Annotated in this window: 21 protein-coding genes; 17 read left to right on the top strand and 4 right to left on the bottom strand. The window is 61.8% G+C overall.

Annotated elements, in window-relative coordinates; all coding sequences use genetic code 11:
- The 16 genes from ccoO to CW360_RS01700 all read left to right on the top strand — a co-directional run.
- The coding region (gene ccoO, locus CW360_RS01775; protein ID WP_101192526.1) for a cytochrome-c oxidase, cbb3-type subunit II at nucleotides 1–593 on the top strand (593 nt) is incomplete at its 5' end.
- 6 nt (nucleotides 594–599) lie between these two features.
- A complete protein-coding gene (locus CW360_RS01770; RefSeq protein ID WP_093985352.1) occupies nucleotides 600–788 on the top strand; it encodes a cbb3-type cytochrome oxidase subunit 3 in 189 nt (62 codons plus the stop codon).
- Nucleotides 785–1,705, top strand: a complete 921-nt coding sequence (gene ccoP / locus CW360_RS01765) for a cytochrome-c oxidase, cbb3-type subunit III (RefSeq protein WP_093985307.1) — start codon at nucleotides 785–787, stop codon at nucleotides 1,703–1,705. The genes CW360_RS01770 and ccoP overlap by 4 nt, the downstream gene beginning before the upstream one ends.
- 127 nt (nucleotides 1,706–1,832) lie before the next feature.
- Nucleotides 1,833–3,245 carry a cytochrome c oxidase accessory protein CcoG gene (ccoG, locus tag CW360_RS01760; RefSeq protein WP_101192525.1) on the top strand — a complete coding sequence of 471 codons (1,413 nt, stop codon included), beginning with the start codon at nucleotides 1,833–1,835 and terminating at the stop codon, nucleotides 3,243–3,245.
- 12 nt (nucleotides 3,246–3,257) lie between these two features.
- Nucleotides 3,258–3,764, top strand: a complete 507-nt coding sequence (locus tag CW360_RS01755; protein ID WP_101192524.1) for a FixH family protein — start codon at nucleotides 3,258–3,260, stop codon at nucleotides 3,762–3,764.
- Nucleotides 3,765–3,771: 7 nt separating this feature from the next.
- A complete protein-coding gene (locus tag CW360_RS01750; protein WP_101192523.1) occupies nucleotides 3,772–6,225 on the top strand; it encodes a heavy metal translocating P-type ATPase in 2,454 nt (817 codons plus the stop codon).
- Nucleotides 6,222–6,431, top strand: a complete 210-nt coding sequence (gene ccoS / locus CW360_RS01745; protein ID WP_093985311.1) for a cbb3-type cytochrome oxidase assembly protein CcoS — start codon at nucleotides 6,222–6,224, stop codon at nucleotides 6,429–6,431. Before CW360_RS01750 ends, ccoS begins: the two co-directional genes overlap by 4 nt.
- Nucleotides 6,421–7,098: a sulfite exporter TauE/SafE family protein gene (locus tag CW360_RS01740; RefSeq protein WP_101192522.1), complete on the top strand. Its 678-nt coding sequence runs from the start codon at nucleotides 6,421–6,423 to the stop codon at nucleotides 7,096–7,098. The genes ccoS and CW360_RS01740 overlap by 11 nt, the downstream gene beginning before the upstream one ends.
- Before the next feature lie 120 nt (nucleotides 7,099–7,218).
- Nucleotides 7,219–8,583 (top strand): oxygen-independent coproporphyrinogen III oxidase, encoded by a 1,365-nt coding sequence (gene hemN / locus CW360_RS01735; protein ID WP_101192521.1) that lies wholly within the window; start codon nucleotides 7,219–7,221, stop codon nucleotides 8,581–8,583.
- A gap of 270 nt (nucleotides 8,584–8,853) precedes the next feature.
- Nucleotides 8,854–9,588, top strand: a complete 735-nt coding sequence (fnr, locus tag CW360_RS01730) for a fumarate/nitrate reduction transcriptional regulator Fnr (RefSeq protein ID WP_093985314.1) — start codon at nucleotides 8,854–8,856, stop codon at nucleotides 9,586–9,588.
- A 149-nt stretch (nucleotides 9,589–9,737) separates the two neighbouring features.
- Nucleotides 9,738–10,286: an adenine phosphoribosyltransferase gene (locus CW360_RS01725; protein WP_093985315.1), complete on the top strand. Its 549-nt coding sequence runs from the start codon at nucleotides 9,738–9,740 to the stop codon at nucleotides 10,284–10,286.
- A 287-nt stretch (nucleotides 10,287–10,573) separates the two neighbouring features.
- Entirely contained in the window at nucleotides 10,574–10,870 is a 297-nt protein-coding gene (gene cydP, locus CW360_RS16885) for a cytochrome oxidase putative small subunit CydP (protein ID WP_093985316.1), read from the top strand.
- Entirely contained in the window at nucleotides 10,848–12,413 is a 1,566-nt protein-coding gene (locus tag CW360_RS01715; RefSeq protein WP_101192520.1) for a cytochrome ubiquinol oxidase subunit I, read from the top strand. Before cydP ends, CW360_RS01715 begins: the two co-directional genes overlap by 23 nt.
- A gap of 10 nt (nucleotides 12,414–12,423) precedes the next feature.
- Nucleotides 12,424–13,566 carry a cytochrome d ubiquinol oxidase subunit II gene (gene cydB / locus CW360_RS01710; protein WP_093985318.1) on the top strand — a complete coding sequence of 381 codons (1,143 nt, stop codon included), beginning with the start codon at nucleotides 12,424–12,426 and terminating at the stop codon, nucleotides 13,564–13,566.
- Nucleotides 13,567–13,615: 49 nt separating this feature from the next.
- Nucleotides 13,616–13,723 (top strand): cytochrome bd-I oxidase subunit CydX, encoded by a 108-nt coding sequence (gene cydX / locus CW360_RS01705; protein WP_093985319.1) that lies wholly within the window; start codon nucleotides 13,616–13,618, stop codon nucleotides 13,721–13,723.
- Complete coding sequence (locus CW360_RS01700) at nucleotides 13,713–14,006, top strand: cyd operon YbgE family protein (protein WP_101192519.1); 294 nt, start codon at nucleotides 13,713–13,715, stop codon at nucleotides 14,004–14,006. The genes cydX and CW360_RS01700 overlap by 11 nt, the downstream gene beginning before the upstream one ends.
- 3 nt (nucleotides 14,007–14,009) lie before the next feature.
- On the opposite strand, the gene CW360_RS01695 is transcribed toward CW360_RS01700, so the two are convergent.
- Nucleotides 14,010–14,693 (bottom strand): glutathione S-transferase family protein, encoded by a 684-nt coding sequence (locus CW360_RS01695; RefSeq protein WP_093985321.1) that lies wholly within the window; start codon nucleotides 14,691–14,693, stop codon nucleotides 14,010–14,012.
- Between the two features lie 195 nt (nucleotides 14,694–14,888).
- Between CW360_RS01695 and chrA the strand changes: the two genes are divergently transcribed.
- Nucleotides 14,889–16,094 (top strand): chromate efflux transporter, encoded by a 1,206-nt coding sequence (gene chrA / locus CW360_RS01690; RefSeq protein WP_101192518.1) that lies wholly within the window; start codon nucleotides 14,889–14,891, stop codon nucleotides 16,092–16,094.
- 13 nt (nucleotides 16,095–16,107) lie between these two features.
- Here chrA and CW360_RS01685 read toward each other — a convergent pair whose 3' ends face one another.
- From CW360_RS01685 to CW360_RS01675, 3 genes are all read right to left on the bottom strand, one after another.
- On the bottom strand, nucleotides 16,108–17,454 hold the full coding sequence (locus CW360_RS01685) for a glutamine synthetase family protein (RefSeq protein WP_101192517.1): 1,347 nt from the start codon (nucleotides 17,452–17,454) through the stop codon (nucleotides 16,108–16,110).
- A 33-nt stretch (nucleotides 17,455–17,487) separates the two neighbouring features.
- Nucleotides 17,488–18,045 carry an XRE family transcriptional regulator gene (locus tag CW360_RS01680; RefSeq protein WP_093985324.1) on the bottom strand — a complete coding sequence of 186 codons (558 nt, stop codon included), beginning with the start codon at nucleotides 18,043–18,045 and terminating at the stop codon, nucleotides 17,488–17,490.
- A gap of 121 nt (nucleotides 18,046–18,166) precedes the next feature.
- A complete protein-coding gene (locus CW360_RS01675) occupies nucleotides 18,167–19,315 on the bottom strand; it encodes an acyl-CoA dehydrogenase family protein (RefSeq protein ID WP_101192516.1) in 1,149 nt (382 codons plus the stop codon).
- Between the last annotated feature and the right edge of the window lie 167 nt (nucleotides 19,316–19,482).

The raw sequence follows: 19,482 nt of genomic DNA, 5'->3' as shown, positions 1-19,482 counted from the left end.
TCGAGAAGAACGTCGGCCTGCTGGCCCTGTTCATGGTCCTGGCCGTCTCCATCGGCGGCCTGGTGCAAATCGTCCCGCTGTTCTTCCAGAACGAAGTGAACGAGCCGGTAGAAGGCATGAAGCCCTACACCGCCCTGCAACTGGAAGGTCGTGACATCTACATCAAGGAAGGCTGCGTGGGCTGCCATTCGCAGATGATCCGTCCGTTCCGCGCGGAAACCGAACGCTACGGCCACTACTCGGTCGCCGGTGAGAGCGTCTGGGACCACCCCTTCCTGTGGGGTTCCAAGCGGACCGGTCCGGACCTGGCCCGCGTCGGCGGCCGCTACTCCGACGACTGGCACCGTGCGCACCTGTACAACCCGCGCAACGTCGTGCCCGAGTCGAAGATGCCCGCCTATCCCTGGCTGGTCGAAAACACCCTGGATGGCAAGGACACTGCCGCCAAGATGAAAGCGCTGCGCACCCTGGGTGTGCCCTACAGCGCCGACGACATCGCAGGCGCACGTGAAGCCGTACAAGGCAAGACTGAAATGGACGCCCTGGTTGCCTACTTGCAGGTTCTGGGCACCTCTATCAAGAACAAACGGTAACGCATGATGGATATCGGGACACTTCGTGGCCTCGGCACCCTGCTGGTGTTCGTAGCCTTTATCGGCGTCGTGCTGTGGGCCTACAGCAACAAGCGCAAATCGAGCTTCGACGAAGCGGCCAATCTGCCCTTCGCCGACGAAGAGACCCGCACCCCTTCGCGTGACGAGCACTCTTCCAGGAGCAACAACGAATGACCTCATTCTGGAGCTGGTACATCATCCTCCTGACAGGCGGCACCCTGGTGGCGCTGACCTGGCTGATCTTTGCCACCCGCAAAGGCCAGCGCAAAGACACAACCGAAGAAACCCTTGGCCACGCCTTCGATGGCATCGAGGAATACGACAACCCGCTGCCGCGCTGGTGGTTCATGCTGTTCGTGGCCACCCTGGTATTCGCCGTGGGCTATCTGATCCTTTACCCGGGCATGGGTACCTGGAAAGGTATTTTCCCGGGCTACGAGGGCGGCTGGACCCAGGTCAAGCAGTGGGAAAAGGAGATGGACAAGGCCGACGAGAAGTACGGGCCGATCTTCGCCAAATATGCCGCGATGCCCATCGAGGAAGTCGCCAAGGACGAGCAGGCATTGAAAATGGGCGGTCGCCTGTTTGCTTCCAACTGCTCGGTATGCCACGGCTCCGATGCCAAGGGCGCTTATGGTTTCCCCAACCTGACCGACCACGACTGGTTGTGGGGCGGTGAGCCAGAGGCCATCAAAACCACCATCCTCAATGGTCGCCAGGCTGTCATGCCGGCCTGGGGAGAAATCCTTGGCGAGCCAGGCATCCGCAATGTTGCCGGCTATGTGCGCAGCCTCTCTGGCCTGAAGAATCCTGAAGACCTCGGCATCGACATTGCCGCAGGTCAACAGATCTACCAGACCAATTGTGTAGTCTGCCATGGTGCTGAAGGCAAAGGTATGCAAGCCATGGGGGCGCCGAACCTGACCGACAAAGTCTGGTTGTATGGCTCCAGTTTTGCCCAGGTGCAGCAAACCCTGCGCTATGGCCGTAATGGCCAGATGCCCGCCCAGAAGGACTTCCTTGGCAATGACAAGGTGCACCTGCTGGCTGCGTACGTGTATAGCCTGTCGCAGAACAATAAAGATCAATGATCCTGTCCAGAGGTGCGACAGCCTGTCGCACCTCTTCTCAGACAGACAGGCGTACCATTAATGCAGTTATAAGATTATTCCTGCAAGTTATAAGCAGGAGTCTCATAAACCGCCGTGGTAAGCCGTGATGACTGAACAAATTCCTGTAAAAAACATAACCCCGAATGGCAAGGGCAACGCTGGCGTTGATCTCTATGCCAAACGGCCGGCCATCTACACCAAGGCCTTTACCGGCCTGTTCCGCACTATCCGCATGGGTGGTGGCGCACTTCTGTTCATCCTCTACTTCGGCACTGTCTGGCTCAACTGGGGCGACCGCCAGGCCGTCTGGTGGGATCTGCCCGGCCGCAAGTTCCATGTCTTTGGCGCAACCTTCTGGCCGCAGGACTTCATGTTGCTGTCCTGGCTGCTGATTATCTGCGCCTTCGGCCTGTTCTTCATTACCGTCTTCGCCGGACGCGTGTGGTGCGGTTATACCTGCCCACAAAGTGTCTGGACCTGGGTATTCATGTGGTGCGAGAAAGTCACCGAAGGTGATCGCAACCAGCGCATGAAACTCGACAAGCAGCCCATGAGCGCCGAGAAGCTGGCACGCAAGACAGCCAAGCATTCACTGTGGTTGCTGATTGGCCTGGTCACCGGCCTGACCTTCGTGGGCTATTTTGCGCCCATCCGTGAACTGATCCCGGAACTACTTAATGGCCAGGCCAATGGCTGGGCCTATTTCTGGATTGGCATGTTCACACTCGGCACCTACGGTAACGCCGGCTGGCTGCGTGAGCAGGTCTGCATCTACATGTGCCCTTATGCGCGCTTCCAGAGCGTGATGTTCGACAAGGACACGCTAATCGTCTCCTACGATGCCGGACGCGGCGAAAATCGCGGCCCGCGCAAGAAGGATGCCGACTACAAGGCTGACGGCCTGGGTGACTGTATCGACTGCAAGATGTGCGTGCATGTATGCCCCACCGGCATCGACATCCGCAATGGCCTGCAAATTGAATGCATCGGCTGCGCAGCCTGTGTCGACGCCTGCGACAGCATCATGGACAAAATGGGCTACCCGCGTGGCCTGGTCAGCTACACAACCGAACACAATCTTTCCGGACAGAAGACCCACCTGCTGCGCCCGCGCCTGATAGGCTATGCCATCGCCCTGTGCGTAATGAGCAGCCTGTTCGGCTATGCAGTGTTCAACCGTTCGCTGACGGAGCTCGACGTACTCAAGGATCGCGTGCTGTATCGCGAGAACGAAGAAGGGCGCATCGAAAACGTTTACACCCTGAAGATCATGAACAAAGCCCAGCGCGATCTTACCTTCAGCATCACTGCCAGCGGTCTGGATGGCCTGGTCTATGAAGGCAAGCAACAGGTCGCCGCCAAGGCGGGCGAAATTCTCTCGCTGCCTGTCGAGCTGTCGCTGGATCCGGAGAAGCTGCCCTCGAGCACCAACACCATCGCCTTCACAATCCAGGCGGTTGAAGACCCGAGCATCAGCGACGAATCCGAAAGCCGCTTCATCGGTCCCACCCTGCGCTAATCAAGGAGCCCCATGTCGCACGCTGACGATCTTTCTCTGCAGCCCTGGTACAAGCAGTTCTGGCCGTGGTTCATCATCGGCATACTGCTCTCCTCGGTCATCCTCGGCCTGTCGCTGCTGACCATCGCCACGCGCGGTGCCGACACACTGGTCGTCAGCAACTACTACGATGCCGGCAAGGGCATCAACCAGTCGCTGGACCGGGAGAAGTTTGCCGAACAGCTGTCCATTCGTGGACAGCTGAGCCTGGACAACGCCACCGGGACCGCCGAGTTGCAGCTGGAGGGCTACAGCAATCCGCAGCAACTGGTGCTCAACCTGATCTCGCCGACCCAGGAAAGCAAGGATCGCCGGGTCATCCTGCAGCCTGTCGAAGGCAAGCGCTATCGCGGCTTGCTACAAGATGAGGTAGAGGGTCGTCGCTTCGTGGAAATCCTCGGCGAAGAAGGTGGGCGTCAGTGGCGACTGTTCGAAGAGGAAGAGCTGGTCGATGGCCAGGTGATCCTCCTCGGTCACTGAACGTTCCATGAGTGCCCCCCTACCCTGCTACCACTGCGGCTTGCCGGTTCCGCCCGGCAGCCGCTTCCAGGCCAGCGTACTGCAGCAGACGCGAGACTTTTGCTGTCCGGGCTGCCAGGCCGTTGCCGAAGCCATCGTCCAGGGTGGCCTTGAAAGCTATTACCAGCATCGTAGTGAAACCGCCAGCAACCCCGAAGCCCTCCCGCGCGAACTGGCTGACGAACTGGCACTCTACGATCGCGCTGAAGTACAGCAACCATTTGTACGCCATGAGGGTGAGCTGGCCGAAACCTGCCTGTTGATCGAAGGGATCAGCTGTGCCGCCTGCGGCTGGTTGATCGAACGCCACCTGCGTACCCTCCCAGGCATCGCCGAGGCCCACCTCAACCTATCCAACCAGCGCCTGCAGGTGCGTTGGCAGTCCAGCCAGCTAGCCCTAAGCGGCATCCTCAAGAGCCTGCGGCGCATCGGCTATGCCGGGCATCCCTATCAGCCTGACCAGGCGGCCGAGCAACTGCACCAGGAAAATCGCCGTGCGCTTCGCCAGCTGGGTGTCGCCGGGCTGCTGTGGATGCAGGTAATGATGGCCAGCATGGCCACCTGGCCTGAGTTCAACCTCGACCTGTCCAGCGATATGGACCGCATCCTGCGCTGGGTCAGCCTGTTCCTCACCACGCCCATCGTTTTCTATTGCTGCACCGGCTTTTTCAAGGGTGCGCTGCGCGACCTGCGCACCCACCACCTGACCATGGACGTGTCGGTTTCCCTGGCCATTGGCGGCGCCTACCTGGCCGGTATCTGGTCAACGGTCAGCGGGCGTGGCGAACTGTATTTCGATGCCGTGGGTATGTTCGCCCTGTTCCTGCTGGCCGGACGCTACCTGGAGCGTCGTGCCCGTGAACGCACCGCCGCAGCGACCGCGCAGCTGGTCAACCTGCTGCCGGCCTCCTGTCTGCGCCTGGATGCCGAAGGTCATAGCCAGCGCATCCTGCTCAGCGAACTGCGCCGTGACGAACAGGTGCTGGTGCCGCCTGGTACCTTGCTGCCGGCCGACGGCATCATTCTCAGCGGACAATCGAGCATCGATGAATCGCTGCTCAGCGGTGAGTACTTGCCCCTGCCTCGCCAACCGGGTGATCGCGTGACCGCCGGCACACTGAATGTCGAAGGCCCGCTGACCGTACAGGTAGAGGCACTGGGCCAGGACACTCGACTATCCGCCATCGTCCGCCTGCTGGAGCGCGCGCAAAGCGAGAAACCGCGCCTGGCCGAACTAGCCGATCGCGTCGCACAGTGGTTCCTCATTACAGTGCTGATCGTCGCCGCGTTGGTTGGCCTGGTGTGGTGGCAGATCGACAGTGACCGCGCCTTCTGGATCGTTCTCGCCCTGCTGGTGGCCACCTGTCCCTGTGCCTTGTCGCTGGCCACCCCAACCGCGCTGACCACCGCTACCGGTGCCCTGCACCGTGCCGGCCTGCTGCTGACCCGTGGCCACGTGCTGGAAGGCTTGAACCATATCGATACGGTGATTTTCGACAAGACCGGCACCCTCACCGAGGGCCGCCTGACCCTGCGTCAGGTCGTGCCACTCGGAGCACTGGACAGTACACAGTGCCTGGCGCTGGCTGCGGCACTGGAAAATCGCTCAGAACACCCCATCGCCCGGGCATTCGGTCGTGCACCGCAAGCGGCAGAAGAGGTACGCAGCGAGCCAGGCAAGGGACTGCAGGGGCAAGTGGAGGCCCGCACGCTGCGTATCGGCCAGGCCGATTTCGTCTGTGCCCTGAGCGGCCAGATCGTGCCTGCCATGCCCAGCGATAGCGGCCAATGGCTGCTGCTGGGTGACCAGCAAGGGCCGCTGGCCTGGTTTGGCCTGGATGATCGCCTGCGCCAGGATGCCCCGGCACTGCTGGCAGCCTGCCGGGAACGCGGCTGGCAAACACTCCTGCTGTCCGGTGACAGCTCGCCGATGGTGGCCAGTGTCGCCGCACAACTGGGTATAGATGACGCACGCGGCGGCCTTACCCCCAATGACAAGCTCGCCGTACTTCGCCAGCTGCATGCCGAGGGTCGCCGTGTACTGATGCTCGGTGACGGCGTCAACGACGTGCCGGTGCTGGCTGCCGCCGATATCAGTGTTGCCATGGGCAGCGCGACCGACCTGGCCAAGACCAGTGCCGACGCGGTATTACTCAGTAATCGCCTGGACAGCCTGATCAGCGCCTTCGTCATGGCCCGTCGCACCCGGCGGATCATTATCGAGAACCTGTCCTGGGCCACACTGTACAACGGCCTGATCCTGCCCTTCGCCGCACTGGGCTGGGTGACCCCGGCCTGGGCAGCCCTGGGCATGTCGCTGAGTTCGTTGCTGGTGGTTGTCAACGCCCTGCGCCTGCAAGCACCTGACAAGGCGCCCAGTGCAACGTCCCACCCTCAGGCCCCCGTCCCGGAGTCCGTATGACCGCTCTCTATGTCATGATCCCGATTGCCGTGATCGTGGTCGCTCTGGCTATCTGGCTGTTCTTCTGGGCGGTAGATAGCGGCCAGTATGACGACCTCGAAGGCCCCGCACACAGCATCCTCTTCGATGACGAAGACCCAGCTCACCAGGCTGGACAAGCCGAGGCCAAGGGGCAGACAGAGGAAAAATCCTCGCATGACGCTTGAGCTGGTCATCCCCGCACTGGTACTCGGGCTACTGGGTGGCGGGCATTGCCTGGGCATGTGCGGCGGCCTGATGGGCGCCCTGACCCTGGCCATTCCGGCGCAGCAGCGCAGTCGTCGCCTGCGCCTGCTGCTGGCTTACAACCTGGGCCGCATCCTCAGCTATGCAACTGCCGGCTACCTACTCGGCCTGGCCGGCTGGGCCTTGGAGAACAGCCCACTGGCCATGCTGTTGCGCGTACTGGCAGCCCTCCTGCTGATCGCCATGGGCCTGTACCTGGCCGGCTGGTGGCATGGCCTGACGCGCATCGAGGCGATCGGTCGCGGACTCTGGCGGCACCTGCAACCCCTGGCCAGCCGACTGCTGCCCGTCAGCAGGCTGCCGCAGGCCTTGCTACTCGGTGCACTGTGGGGCTGGCTGCCCTGCGGGCTGGTCTACAGTACCCTGCTGTGGGCCGCCAGCCAGGGCAGTGCGCTGGACAGCGCGCTGCTGATGCTGGCCTTCGGCCTCGGCACCTGGCCGGTTCTGCTCGCCAGCGGCCTGGCCGCCGAGCGCCTGCTGGGCTTGCTCCGGCAGCGGGGTATACGTGCGGCTGCCGGCCTGCTGGTCATAGTGTTCGGCCTGTGGAGCCTACCCGGCCCACACCAGCATTGGCTGATGGGCCACTGAGCAGAGATTGCAGCGGACAAAACTTGCGACTTTTTGTCCCTTGACACAAGTCAAGTATTCCCTGGCGACTACCCCCTAGACTGGGCGCCATCGAATGACTTTGTCCTGGGTCGACTTTGCATGCTTGACGCCATCCGCTGGGATGCAAATCTCATCCGCCGCTACAACCGGGCCGGACCAGGCTATTGCTCCTACCCGTTGCAGCGACAGTTCCATGAAGATGTCAGCTCCTTCGAGCTACTGCATGCCCTGCGCGAAAGCCGCAAGGCACGTCGCCCGCTGTCCCTGTATGTCCACCTGCCCTTCTGCAACAGCGCCTGCTTTCATTGCGACCGTCTGCGCATCGTTACCCAGGATCGCGAACTCGCCGCACGCTACCTGCACTACCTGCAGCGGGAAATCGACCTGATCAGTTGCCACCTCGACCGTCAGCAGCAGGTCGAGCAACTGCATCTGGGCGGCGGTACGCCGACGTTCTTCAACCAGGAAGAATTGCGTCAGCTGATGGCTCATCTGCGGCAGCGTTTTACCCTGCTCAATGACAGCAGCACCGACTACAGCATCGACGTCGATCCGCGCTCTGCCTCCTGGTCGACCATGGGCCTGCTCCGCGAGCTGGGCTTCAACCGCGTCAACCTGGGCGTGGAAGACCTGGCCCCGCAGGTGCAAAGCGCCGTCAATCGCCAACAGAGCCTGGAGCAGACCTGCAATCTGGTAGAGGCCGCGCGCACCCTGCAATACCGCTCGATCAACATCGAGCTGACCTATGGCTTGCCACAGCAAACCCCGGAAAGCTTCGCCCATACCCTGCAGACCATCATGGCCCTGCAACCCGAGCGCTTGTCGCTACGCCACTATCAGCATCGTCCAGAACGTTTCCCGCTGCAGCAACGCATCAATGCGCTGGAGCTGCCGGGCGACGCAGGCAACCTGGCCATGCTGGAAAATAGCATCGAGCAGCTGACCCGCGCCGGTTATCGCTACATAGGCCTTGAACAGTTCGCCCTCAACGATGACGAGCTGGCGATTGCCCAGGAAGATGGCCTCCTGCAACGCAACGTGCATGGCTATACCAGTCACGGGCACTGTGACCTGATCGGCCTGGGCGTCTCGGCCATCAGCCAGGTGGGTGACCTGTACTGCCAGAACACCTGCGATCTCGAGCAGTACCTGACCCAGTTGCACAACGCCCAACTGAGTACCTGCCGCGGACATACCTGCAGCCTGGATGACCGCCTGCGACGCCACATCATCCAGCGCCTGCTGTGCGAGTTCGAGCTGGAGTTCAGCGATATCGAAAAGCCTTTTGGCATCGACTTCCGCAGCTACTTCGCCGACATCTGGAACGACCTCCAGCAAATGGCCAACGACGGCCTGATCGAACTGTGCGACCGGCGCCTCGATATCACGGCTTCCGGACGCCTCCTGGTGCGCTCGGTCTGCATGCTCTTCGATCGTTACCGCAAACCCCTGGCCTGCGCCTGAATCCTGCGACACGTCGTCGCTGACGTGCGCCACTTCACACCCCGCGACAACTGCAGGAGCTGCCTGACAGCAGACCACGCACGCCCGCACAAGCGCCGTCTGGCGCGGCTAGCAGGCCGGTTGTGGCAGACACCCACGCCGCAACTGATCCAGATCACTATGCGTCGCGGCCAAGCTATCGATAATCTTGCGGGGGGGAGTATGTCTAGCGGTGTAAGCCGCAGTGGGTTAACCTTGCTCGCACGTTAGCCCAGCCCCAAGGAACTTGCGATGAAAGAGCCGATCAGGGTTCGCACAACCCATCAAGCTCACTGCAACGACTGCAGCCTTGCACCGCTCTGTCTGCCGCTGTCGCTGAACATGGAAGATGTCGCCACGCTCGACGCGATCGTCAAGCGCGGACGCCCGCTGAAAAAAGGCGAATTCCTGTTTCGCCAGGGTGACCACTTCAATGCCATCTTTGCCGTACGCTCGGGCAGCCTGAAAACCTTCAGCGTTACCGATATCGGTGAAGAACAGATCACCGGCTTTCACCTGCCCAGCGAACTGGTTGGCCTGGCTGGCATGGACACAGAAGCCTATCCGGTGTCCGCACAGGCACTGGAAACCACCTCGGTCTGTGAGATTCCCTTCGACCGTCTCGACGAAATTGCCATCCAGCTGCCACAGCTGCGTCGCCAGCTGATGCGCGTGATGAGCCGGGAAATCCGCGACGACCAGCAGATGATGCTGCTGTTGTCGAAGAAGACCGCTGACGAGCGTATTGCCACCTTCCTGGTCAACCTGTCGGCACGCTTCCAGGCACGCGGCTTCTCCGCCAACCAATTCCGTCTGGCCATGTCGCGCAACGAAATTGGCACCTATCTGGGCCTCGCCGTGGAGACCGTTTCCCGGGTGTTCACCCGCTTCCAGCAGAATGGCCTACTGGAAAGCGAAGGCAAGGAAGTACGCATTCTCGACCCCATCGGGCTGTGCGCCCTGGCCGGTGGCAGCGCCGACCGCTAAGCCGCTGGCAAGCAACAACAACGGCCTGCACAGTCCACCTGTGCAGGCCGTTTTGCCATCCGGGCACGACGGACTTGATTTTCAACATGCAGTGTACAGGCGTACACGCCTATACTTCGCCGTCAACACGCGTTAACAGGTTTGTCTTCATGATCTTCGACGAATTTACCGTCAAATCCCTGATCCGTCCGGTGCCCGACTTTCCCAAACCCGGGGTCGTCTTCCGCGACATTACCCCGGTTTTCCAGTCACCGCGTGCCCTGCGCATGGTGGTGGACAGCTTTGCCCAGCGTTATGTGGAAGCTGACTTCAGCCACATCGGCGCCATGGATGCCCGCGGCTTCCTGCTTGGCAGCGTGCTGGCCTATCAACTGAACAAGCCACTGGTACTGTTCCGCAAAGCCGGCAAGCTGCCCGCCGACGTGCTAAGCGAAAGCTACCAGACCGAATACGGCGAAGCCTTGCTGGAGGTACATGCCGATAGCCTGTGTGACGGCGACAAGGTGCTGCTGCTCGATGACCTGATCGCCACCGGTGGCACGCTGCTGGCCGCTGCACGGCTGATTCGGCGCATGGGCGCCGAGCTGTTCGAGGCAGCCGCCATCATTGACCTACCGGAACTGGGTGGCTCGCAAAAGCTGCAGGATATGCACATCCCCACCTTCACCCTCACCGCCTTCGCCCTCGACGATCGCTGACAGAGCGCGGCAAGACAGCACAACTCGCTGCTCCAGGTAGGCCTTTGCACTGCGCGGCAATGCGTACGGCCTGCCCGGACAGCCTTCTGACAGCCCGCCACGTCCAGTCCCCAGTCAGCTCGCCCCTACCAGCACCCTGCAAACGCCCGCTCACCAAGGCAGGCCAAGCTGTACGCGACAAAAACGCCTGCGACAACACACCGCACACCCCATTGGCGATTATTGATTGAGCAGGTGGCTTTGCTACGACTAAAGTAGTACCGCGCAATACCCCACAGAGTATAAAGATGACAGCCTCTCCGTCGCCCAAGCCATGCACTACCCAGGCGGCCACATCGGCGCACGCAGGCCCTTCATCCTCACCCTGGCGAATCCCCCTGGTTCGTGAAATAGCGGTGATCGCCCTGATCAAGCTGGCTGTACTGCTGGCCATCAAGGCACTGTGGTTCCCCTCCCCGACCCTGCCGGTGGACGGTAGCGAGCGCGTCAGCCAACACCTGTTGACCGATACCCCGCAGCCGCCTGTTTCTTCTCGCCCTGCCGTATCCAAGGAGTACCGGGATGATCTCGGAACAACTCGTTGACCTATCGCGTTTGCAGTTCGCCATGACTGCCATGTACCACTTTCTCTTCGTCCCCCTCACACTCGGCCTGGCCTTCCTGCTGGCCATCATGGAGTCGGTCTATGTGATGACCGGCAAGCAGGTCTATCAGGACATGGTGAAGTTCTGGGGCAAGCTGTTCGGCATCAACTTCGCCCTCGGCGTCACCACCGGGCTGACCATGGAGTTCCAGTTCGGCACCAACTGGGCCTACTACAGCCACTACGTCGGCGACATCTTCGGCGCGCCGCTGGCTATCGAAGGGCTGATGGCGTTCTTCCTCGAATCAACCTTCATCGGCCTGTTCTTCTTCGGCTGGGAACGTCTGTCCAAGCTTCAGCACCTGGCCGTTACCTGGCTGGTTGCCCTGGGTTCGAATCTTTCGGCTCTATGGATTCTCATCGCCAATGGCTGGATGCAGAACCCGGTAGGCGCCGAATTCAACATCGACACCATGCGCATGGAGCTGACCGACTTCTCGGCGCTGCTGTTCAACCCGGTAGCGCAGGTCAAGTTCGTGCATACCGTAGCCGCCGGCTATGTGACAGGTGCCGTTTTCGTGCTGGCGATTTCCAGTTACTACCTGCTCAAGCGCCGCGACCTCGGCTTTGCCCGGCGTTCCTTCGCCATCGCCTCGGCCTTCGGCCTGGCGTCGATTCTCTCGGTCATCGTGCTGGGCGACGAATCCGGCTACGAGATTGGCGATGTGCAGAAGACCAAGCTGGCCGCTATCGAGGCCGAGTGGGATACCCATGAAGCACCGGCCGCGTTCACATTGTTCGGTCTGCCTGACCAGCAAGCCATGCGCACCGACTATGCCATCCGTATCCCCTATGCACTCGGCTTGATCGCCACCCGTTCGCTGGACGGCGAAGTGACCGGCATCAAGGACCTGCTGATACAGCACGAGGCGCGTATCCGCAACGGCATGCAAGCCTACGCGCTGTTGCAGCAACTACGCAGCGGTGATCGTAGCCCGGCCACGCTGCAGGCCTTCGACGCCGTGAAGGCCGACCTCGGCTATGGCCTGCTCCTGAAGAAATACACCGAGCAGGTGGTCGATGCCACGCCTGAGCAAATCGCCCAGGCCAGCCTCGACACCATCCCGGATGTTGCCAGCCTGTTCTGGACCTTCCGCATCATGGTCGGCTGCGGTGTGCTGATGCTCGCGCTGTTTATCTGCGCCTTCTGGGCATCCGCCAAACGCAATGAGGAGCACAAGCCCTGGCTGCTCAAATGGGCGCTGTTCAGCCTGCCCTTGCCATGGATTGCCGCGCAAACCGGCTGGTATGTCGCGGAGCACGGCCGTCAGCCCTGGTCGATTGGCGAAGTACTCCCCACCCACCTGTCGGTATCCAGTGTGTCCACCACGGACGTCTGGGGGTCGCTGATCGCGCTGGTGGCTTTCTACAGCGTGCTGCTGGTCATCGAGATGTACCTGATGATCCGCTTCGCGCGCCTTGGCCCAAGCAGCCTGCATACCGGCCGCTACCACTTCGAACGCACACAGCCGGCCATCGCCTGAGGAGAATGCCATGCTCGATTATGAAAGCCTCAAGCTGGTCTGGTGGATACTGGTCGGTGTCCTGTTGATCGGCTTTGCCCTGACCGATGGCTTCGATCTGGGAGCCGCCGCACTGTTGCCGCTGCTCGGCCGCGACGATGAAGAGCGCCGAGTCATCATCAACACCATCGCCCCGCACTGGGACGGCAACCAGGTCTGGCTGATCACCGCGGGCGGCGCCTTATTCGCCGCCTGGCCGTTGGTCTATGCCGCCTCGTTCTCCGGCTTCTACTGGGCAATGCTGGTCGTGCTGTTCGCCCTTTTCGTGCGCCCGGTCGGCTTCGATTACCGCAGCAAGCTGGAGAATACCCGCTGGCGACAGAGCTGGGACTGGGGGCTGTGCATCGGCGGGCTGGTACCGGCGCTGGTGTTCGGCGTGGCCTTCGGCAACCTGCTGCTGGGCGTGCCGATTCAGTTCGATGCCGACCTGCGCGTCAGCTACCACGGCAACTTCTGGCAGCTGCTCAATCCCTTCGGCCTGTTGGCAGGACTCGTCAGCCTGAGCATGCTCTGCCTGCACGGTGCCACCTGGCTGGGCATGCGCAGTGAGGGCGCCATCGCCCTGCGCAGTCGCCGTGCCGCACGGTACTGCGCGGTGCTTTACCTGGCCAGTTTTTCGGCTGCAGGCCTGTGGCTATGGCTGGGTGACATTCAGGGCCTGCAACTGGTCAGCGCAGTTGACGGTAACGCTGCCAGCAACCCACTAGCCAAGCAGGTGGCCGTGGGCAATCCGGGTTGGCTGGACAACTACAGCCGCCAACCACTCAGTCTGATCGCGCCATTGCTTGGCCTGGCCGGGGCCGCACTGGCCTGGCTCGGCGCCAGTGGCCGCCTGTTTGGCTGGGCATTCCTGGGCTCCAGCCTGGCCATCATCGGCACGCTGTGCACCGCAGGCTTTGCCTTGTTCCCCTTCGTCATGCCGTCCAGCATTGATCCGCAATCGAGCCTGACCCTATGGGATGCCGTATCCAGCCACAAGACGCTTGGCATCATGTTCGTAGTGGCCTGTCTGTTCGTCCCACTGATCCTGCTCTACACCCTGTGGAGCTACGCCAAGATGTGGGGCACGGTGACTACGGCACAAATCCGCAACAACCCCCACGGTCTTTATTGAAGCTAAACGGGCGATGCTACGCATCGCCCGCTGACGAGGAGCCTGACAGATGTGGTATTTCACCTGGATTCTTGGCGTATTACTGGCCTGCAGCCTGGCCATCATCAATGTCCTGTGGCTGGAAAGCACCCAGGATCTCGACAGCCATGAGCCGTAACAGACACTGGCTACAGCATGCGCTGGCGCGCGCTGTATCGCTGCTGCTGGCCAGCCCGCTGGCCCTGCTGCTGCTGATCCATCCAGCCGCCATGCTGGATAGCCAGGGGCGCTACAGCCATGGCTTGCTGATGCTGGTCATGCTGGGCATTTCCGGCGGTTTCGTGCATGGCGTGGGTTTCGACCCACGCCCGCTGCACTGGCGCCTGCTGTTCGGCCCACTCTGCGCCTGGCCACTACTGCTCTTGGGCTATGCGCTACTCTGGCAGGCGCAAACCACCTAGCCGTTACAGCCCCAGCACCGGACCACCCTTGGCCAGGGCGCGCTGATAAGCCGGACGTGCCTGCAGGCGCGCATGGTAGGCGCCCAGGCAGGGCGACTCGCTGGCCTGGCCACGCGCCAGCAAGGCTTCGATGGCAAAACTCATCTGGAAATCGGCCATGCTCAGTTGCTCACCGGCAAACCAGCGGTGCGTGGCCAGATGTGCTTCGATAAATGCCTGCGCGCTGCGCAGGTTCGGATCGATCAGGCTGGCTTGCACCTTGCTGCACAGGCCTCGCGCGATGGGACGCACAAAAAACGGCATAGGCTTGTTGGGAATCACCGTGAACACCAGCTTCATCACCAGCCAGTTCATCAACGACCCTTCGGCGTAATGCATCCAGAAGCGACACTGACGATGTGCCGGTGTACCAGGCGCAGGCTGTAGACCAGCCAACTCGCCACTGGCCTGGCTGGCGTAGCGTTCCACCAGATACTCGATGATTGCTCCGGACTCGGCGATGACTTCATCGCCATCCGTGATCACCGGCGACTTACCCAGCGGGTGGACAGCCTTCAGTTCTGCCGGTGCCAGGCGCGTCAGCGGATCACGGCGGTAAACCTTCAACTCATAGGGCACCCCCAGCTCTTCCAGCAACCAGAGGATGCGCTGCGAGCGCGAGAATTCGAGATGATGCAGGGTCAACATGGGGCAGTTATCCAGAGCAACCAAGGTGCGCCACGTTAACCAGACAGAATGCCGGCTGACAACGCTCATTCAGCAACGGATGCAGCCAGCATAGGCAGGCGGCATGATGCACAGTCACAAAACCGTCATCGCGGCTCGGCAGACTCGACCCGCCACGTTAAGCTGCCATCAGTTTTCTTCCTGATCATTTCCCCTATGTGCAAACCCCTAGCTGCGCCAGACTCGCCCTGGCAGGTTTTCCTGATTTTCCTGCGCCTGGGGCTAACCTCCTTCGGCGGCCCCTTGGCCCATCTGGGCTACTTCCGCCAGGCCCTGGTGGTGGAACGCCGCTGGCTCGACGAGGCACGCTATGCCGAACTGGTCGCGCTCTGCCAGTTCCTCCCCGGCCCCGCGAGCAGCCAGGTAGGCATGGCCCTGGGCCTGCAACGTGCCGGCTATGCCGGGGCCCTGGCCGCCTGGTGCGGCTTCACCCTGCCCTCGGCGGTGCTACTCATCGGCTTTGCCCTGGGTCTGCAAAACTGGTCGGACAGCCTGCCAAGCGGCGTACTGCAGGGCCTGAAGATCGTCACCGTGGCGGTAGTCGCCCAGGCTGTATGGGGCATGGGGCGTAGCCTCTGCCAGGGCGTGCGGCGGGCCAGCCTGATGGTGTTGGCCTGTCTGCTGATCTTGCTCTGGCCTTCAGCGTGGAATCAGCTGGTGGTCATTGGTCTGGCGGCCCTGGCCGGCATGCTGTGGCTGCAGGCGCCTGTCGAACCTGCTGCTGCGCCTGGCTCGCACGCCGCCGGCGCAGGTCCGGCATGGCTCTGCCTGCTGCTGTTCATCGTACTGCTGTTCGGTCTGCCACTGGCGGCCGACTCCAGTCAGTGGCAACCGTTGCAACTGGTGGATGCCTTTTACCGTGCCGGCTCCCTGGTGTTTGGTGGCGGCCACGTAGTGCTGCCGCTACTGCAGGCCGAAGTGGTACCCAACGGCTGGGTCAGCAACAGTGATTTTCTTGCCGGCTACGGCGCTGCGCAGGCGGTACCCGGTCCACTGTTTACCTTTGCCGCCTTCCTCGGTGCCGTCCAGCACGGCCCGTTGAATGGCTGGAGTGGCGGCCTGCTGTGCCTGCTGGCAGTGTTCCTGCCGTCCTTCCTGCTGGTCGCCGCCGCCCTGCCCTTCTGGGATCGCCTGCGTCACCTGGCCCTCATGCAGGCCGCCATGGCCGGGGTGGGTGCGGGGGTGGTCGGCCTGCTGCTGGCTGCGCTCTACCAGCCGATCTGGCATAGCGCGATTGCCGGCCCGCGCGACCTGGCGCTGGCCTTGCTCGCCTGGCTGGCTCTGCAGTACTGGCGCCTGCCGGCCTGGCTGGTGGTGCTGGGCTGCGCACTGTGCGGCGGCCTGCTCGGCCTGGGCCACTGACAGGCCGAGCAGGCTACAGATACCACTGGTATTCGCGTGGGCTGATTGCATGGAGAAAGGCCAGGTGATCCTGGCGCTTGTTCTCGCAATAAACCATCACGAACTCACGCCCCAACGCCGCCTGCACGGCAGCGCTGTGCTGCATGTTGCGTACGGCCTGCAGCAGATCAAGAGGGAAGTCGATGCCGCTGTGACGGTCCTCATTGAGCGGGGCAATGGGTTCACAGCCGGCCTGCAAGCCATGCTCGATGCTGGCCAACAGCGCCGCCAGCACCAGATAAGGATTGGCGTCGGCTCCCGGCAAACGGAACTCCAGGCGCAGGTTATGCGGATCCGCATCGGGAATGCGGATACAGGCATCGCGATCTTCGTAGCCCCAACTGGCCTTGCTGGCCGCGTTGACCGCCGCACCCAGGCGCCGGTAACTGTTGTGATTGGGCGCGTAGATCGGCATCAGCTGCGGCAGCAGCGCCAGGCAGCCGGCCACCGCGTGGCGCAGCGGGCGTTGCTCATCGGCTGCCAGCAGATTGGCACCGGCCGCATCGTACAGGCTGACATGCACATGCATGCCGCTGCCGGGGTACTGCAGGTAGGGCTTGGCCATGAAGCTGGCCCGATAGCCATGCTGACGTGCCACGCCACGCGTGCTGCGACAGAACAACGCCGAACTGTCGGCCGCCTGCATGGGATCCTGGCAATGGTTGAAGTTGATCTCGAACTGCCCAGGGCCGATTTCCGCAGTGATCACCGTAGCATCGATACCCTGCAGGCGTGCCGTGGCGGTCATGTCATCGAGTACATCGGCAAAACGAGACAGCCGCTCGATGTGCATGCTCGGCTGGTCATCGGCATCACCGCCATAGGGGTCGTGCGGGTACTGCGGCAGCCCCTCCTTGAGTGCCTTGTCGAACAGGTAGAACTCCAGCTCGAAGGCCACCACCGGATGAATGCCGCGTGCAGCAAGACGCTGTACCACTCGTGCCAGCACCTCACGGGGCTCAAACTCGATAGGCGCGGCGGTGCCATCGGAGGTGATCAGCATCTGCCCCAGCGGCTGGCTTTCCCAGGTCACCGGGCGCAAAGTGCCAGGCACCAGACGGCGCAGCGCATCCGGGTCGCCATCATGAAAGCAATAGTCGCCAATTTCATAGAGACCGCCCTGCGCGCCCAGCAGCACGCAATTCTGCGGCAGCTTGAGCGGGCTGCCGGCGGCCACCTTCTCCAGCAGTTCGATGGGATAGCGCTTGCCATAGAAATGCCCGGGAATGTCCAGGCAGATCAGGTCGACAAAGCGAACTTGCGGGTACTGCTGGCGAAATTGCCGGACTTCACTGAGCAGATCGGGAAAACAGGCTGTCATTGTTATTGTGTCCTGCAGGTGGCGAAGAAAACGTCAGGTGTATACCCACAACACGCGCGCCGGACTGTCGCCGAGGTTGGCATAGCGCAAGCGGGCATAACTGGGGATCTGGAAGGCATCGCCCGGGCCAAGGGTCACGCACTGTTCCGGCTCACCGAGCCACAGGGTGAGCTGCCCGGACAGCACGAAGCCGCCCTGTTCGGAACGGTCCTGCATCTGCCGCTCACCGCTCAGCGCGCCCGGCTCGAGCAGGCTGTCGAGCAAGGTAAAGGCACCCTGCAGGGTCGGCGAGGCCATAATGTCGGTAATCCCGTGGGCCAGGTACAGGGTGCGCCGCTCATGGGCCCGCGTCACCCAGGCTACGGCGCGTGGCTGGCTGAGGCTGTAGAAATAGCTGGTCGGCACATCCAGTGCTTCGCTGATGGCCGTCAGGTCGGCCACGCTGGGCTGGGACAGGCCGCGTTCGACCTGGGAGAGAAAGCCCACCGAGCGGCCGATGCGTTCGGCCAGCTGGCTGAGCGTAAGCTTTTTATGCTTGCGTAGATCGTGAATCAGGATGGCCAGTGCGGCCATCTCTTCCTGCTTGTCCATGGCGAAAGCCTATGGCGCGGCACACCCGCGCCTCATGAAATTGGCAAACTGCAATTTCATGAAAATCTAGGCTTATTTTTTCACAAAAGCCAATGCCGTTTCGGCATGGCCTGTCTGCACACTACAAACCCATCTGCTTACTGATGATCTCGTTCATCACTTCCCGGGTGCCTCCGCCAATCGACAGGATGCGGTTATCCCGATACAGCCGCTCGACCAGCGACTCTCGCATGAAGCCCATGCCACCGAGTATCTGCGTGGCGTCGTAGGTGATGCGATCGGACACATCGGTGGCAAAGTTCTTGGCCATGGAGATTTCCTTGATCACGCTCTTGCCGGCCGCCATCTTGGCCGCCTGCCGGTAGGTGAACTCGCGCGACACCTCCAGCTGCGTGGCCATTTCGGCCAGGCGGTGCTTGAGTACCTGGAACTTGCCGATCGGCTTACCGAAGGCCTGCCGCTCATGCGCCCAGCGCGTGGCCTCTTCCAGTGCCAGCTGCGCAGTCATGTTGGCCATGATCGCCAGGCTCAGCCGTTCGCTCTGGAAGTTCGCCATGATCCCGGCAAAACCCATGTTTTCCACGCCGATCAGGTTATCCACCGGCACCTTGCAGTCATCGAAGAACAGTTCGGCGGTATCCGAGCACCACCAGCCCATCTTTTTCAGCGAACGCCCAACGCTGAAGCCTGGCGTGCTCTTTTCGATCAGCAACAGACTGACGCCGCCAAAACCGTCGCCGCCGGTACGCACGGCTACCGTGTAGTAGTCGGCACGCACACCGCTGGTAATGAAGGTCTTGCTGCCGCTTACCCGGTAGTAGTCTCCCTCACGCAGCGCACGGGTCTTCAGGCTGGCCACGTCAGAACCGCCAGACGGTTCGGTAACCGCCAGGGCCATGATCTTCTCACCGGCCAGCACCTCGGCCACCACCCGGTCACGCAGAGCCGGCTTGGCCCACTTGAGCACTGGCGGCAGGCCGATATCCAGTGAGCCGAGCCCGGCCACCAGGCCACCCGAACCGCAACGCATCAGCTCTTCACTGGCGGCCACCTTGGCAAACAGATCGCCCTCGTAACTGCCACCAAAGCGCTCCGGATAACCAATACCCAGAATCCCGGCAGCACCGGCCTTCTGATACAGCTCGCACGGGAAGCTCTCAGCCTCTTCCCAGTCGGCAATATGCGGAAGAATTTCGCGCTCGACGAATCGGCGCACGCTGTCACGTACCTGCTGGTGCTCGGCGGTGAAATATTCCTGAAAGGCGGACATGACGGCTCCTGGGCACATAAAAGAGTAAGTGCCAGGACTATAACCAAGCGCTTGCTTGGTTAACAAGAAGGCATTCTCGCCAGCTAAGCCGTCATAACTGCCAGAAGCTACGCAGGTTGCAGACTACAACCACTGTCATGCTGCGTATGAGCTGCTGCGCACTGCCT

This window comes from Pseudomonas fluvialis, assembly GCF_002835605.1.
Classification (GTDB): Bacteria; Pseudomonadota; Gammaproteobacteria; order Pseudomonadales; family Pseudomonadaceae; genus Aquipseudomonas; species Aquipseudomonas fluvialis.
This window is presented reverse-complemented; position numbering and strand designations above follow the sequence as displayed.

Excerpts from the sequence above, each read along its gene's own strand:
- CW360_RS01770 (WP_093985352.1), top strand. The coding sequence starts at position 600 with ATGGATATCGGGACACTTCGTGGCCTCGGCACCCTGCTGGTGTTCGTA.
- ccoP (WP_093985307.1), top strand. The coding sequence starts at position 785 with ATGACCTCATTCTGGAGCTGGTACATCATCCTCCTGACAGGCGGCACC.
- ccoG (WP_101192525.1), top strand. The coding sequence starts at position 1,833 with ATGACTGAACAAATTCCTGTAAAAAACATAACCCCGAATGGCAAGGGC.
- CW360_RS01755 (WP_101192524.1), top strand. The coding sequence starts at position 3,258 with ATGTCGCACGCTGACGATCTTTCTCTGCAGCCCTGGTACAAGCAGTTC.
- CW360_RS01750 (WP_101192523.1), top strand. The coding sequence starts at position 3,772 with ATGAGTGCCCCCCTACCCTGCTACCACTGCGGCTTGCCGGTTCCGCCC.
- ccoS (WP_093985311.1), top strand. The coding sequence starts at position 6,222 with ATGACCGCTCTCTATGTCATGATCCCGATTGCCGTGATCGTGGTCGCT.
- CW360_RS01740 (WP_101192522.1), top strand. The coding sequence starts at position 6,421 with ATGACGCTTGAGCTGGTCATCCCCGCACTGGTACTCGGGCTACTGGGT.
- hemN (WP_101192521.1), top strand. The coding sequence starts at position 7,219 with ATGCTTGACGCCATCCGCTGGGATGCAAATCTCATCCGCCGCTACAAC.
- fnr (WP_093985314.1), top strand. The coding sequence starts at position 8,854 with ATGAAAGAGCCGATCAGGGTTCGCACAACCCATCAAGCTCACTGCAAC.
- CW360_RS01725 (WP_093985315.1), top strand. The coding sequence starts at position 9,738 with ATGATCTTCGACGAATTTACCGTCAAATCCCTGATCCGTCCGGTGCCC.
- cydP (WP_093985316.1), top strand. The coding sequence starts at position 10,574 with ATGACAGCCTCTCCGTCGCCCAAGCCATGCACTACCCAGGCGGCCACA.
- CW360_RS01715 (WP_101192520.1), top strand. The coding sequence starts at position 10,848 with ATGATCTCGGAACAACTCGTTGACCTATCGCGTTTGCAGTTCGCCATG.
- cydB (WP_093985318.1), top strand. The coding sequence starts at position 12,424 with ATGCTCGATTATGAAAGCCTCAAGCTGGTCTGGTGGATACTGGTCGGT.
- cydX (WP_093985319.1), top strand. The coding sequence starts at position 13,616 with ATGTGGTATTTCACCTGGATTCTTGGCGTATTACTGGCCTGCAGCCTG.
- CW360_RS01700 (WP_101192519.1), top strand. The coding sequence starts at position 13,713 with ATGAGCCGTAACAGACACTGGCTACAGCATGCGCTGGCGCGCGCTGTA.
- CW360_RS01695 (WP_093985321.1), bottom strand. The coding sequence starts at position 14,693 with ATGTTGACCCTGCATCATCTCGAATTCTCGCGCTCGCAGCGCATCCTC.
- chrA (WP_101192518.1), top strand. The coding sequence starts at position 14,889 with ATGTGCAAACCCCTAGCTGCGCCAGACTCGCCCTGGCAGGTTTTCCTG.
- CW360_RS01685 (WP_101192517.1), bottom strand. The coding sequence starts at position 17,454 with ATGACAGCCTGTTTTCCCGATCTGCTCAGTGAAGTCCGGCAATTTCGC.
- CW360_RS01680 (WP_093985324.1), bottom strand. The coding sequence starts at position 18,045 with ATGGACAAGCAGGAAGAGATGGCCGCACTGGCCATCCTGATTCACGAT.
- CW360_RS01675 (WP_101192516.1), bottom strand. The coding sequence starts at position 19,315 with ATGTCCGCCTTTCAGGAATATTTCACCGCCGAGCACCAGCAGGTACGT.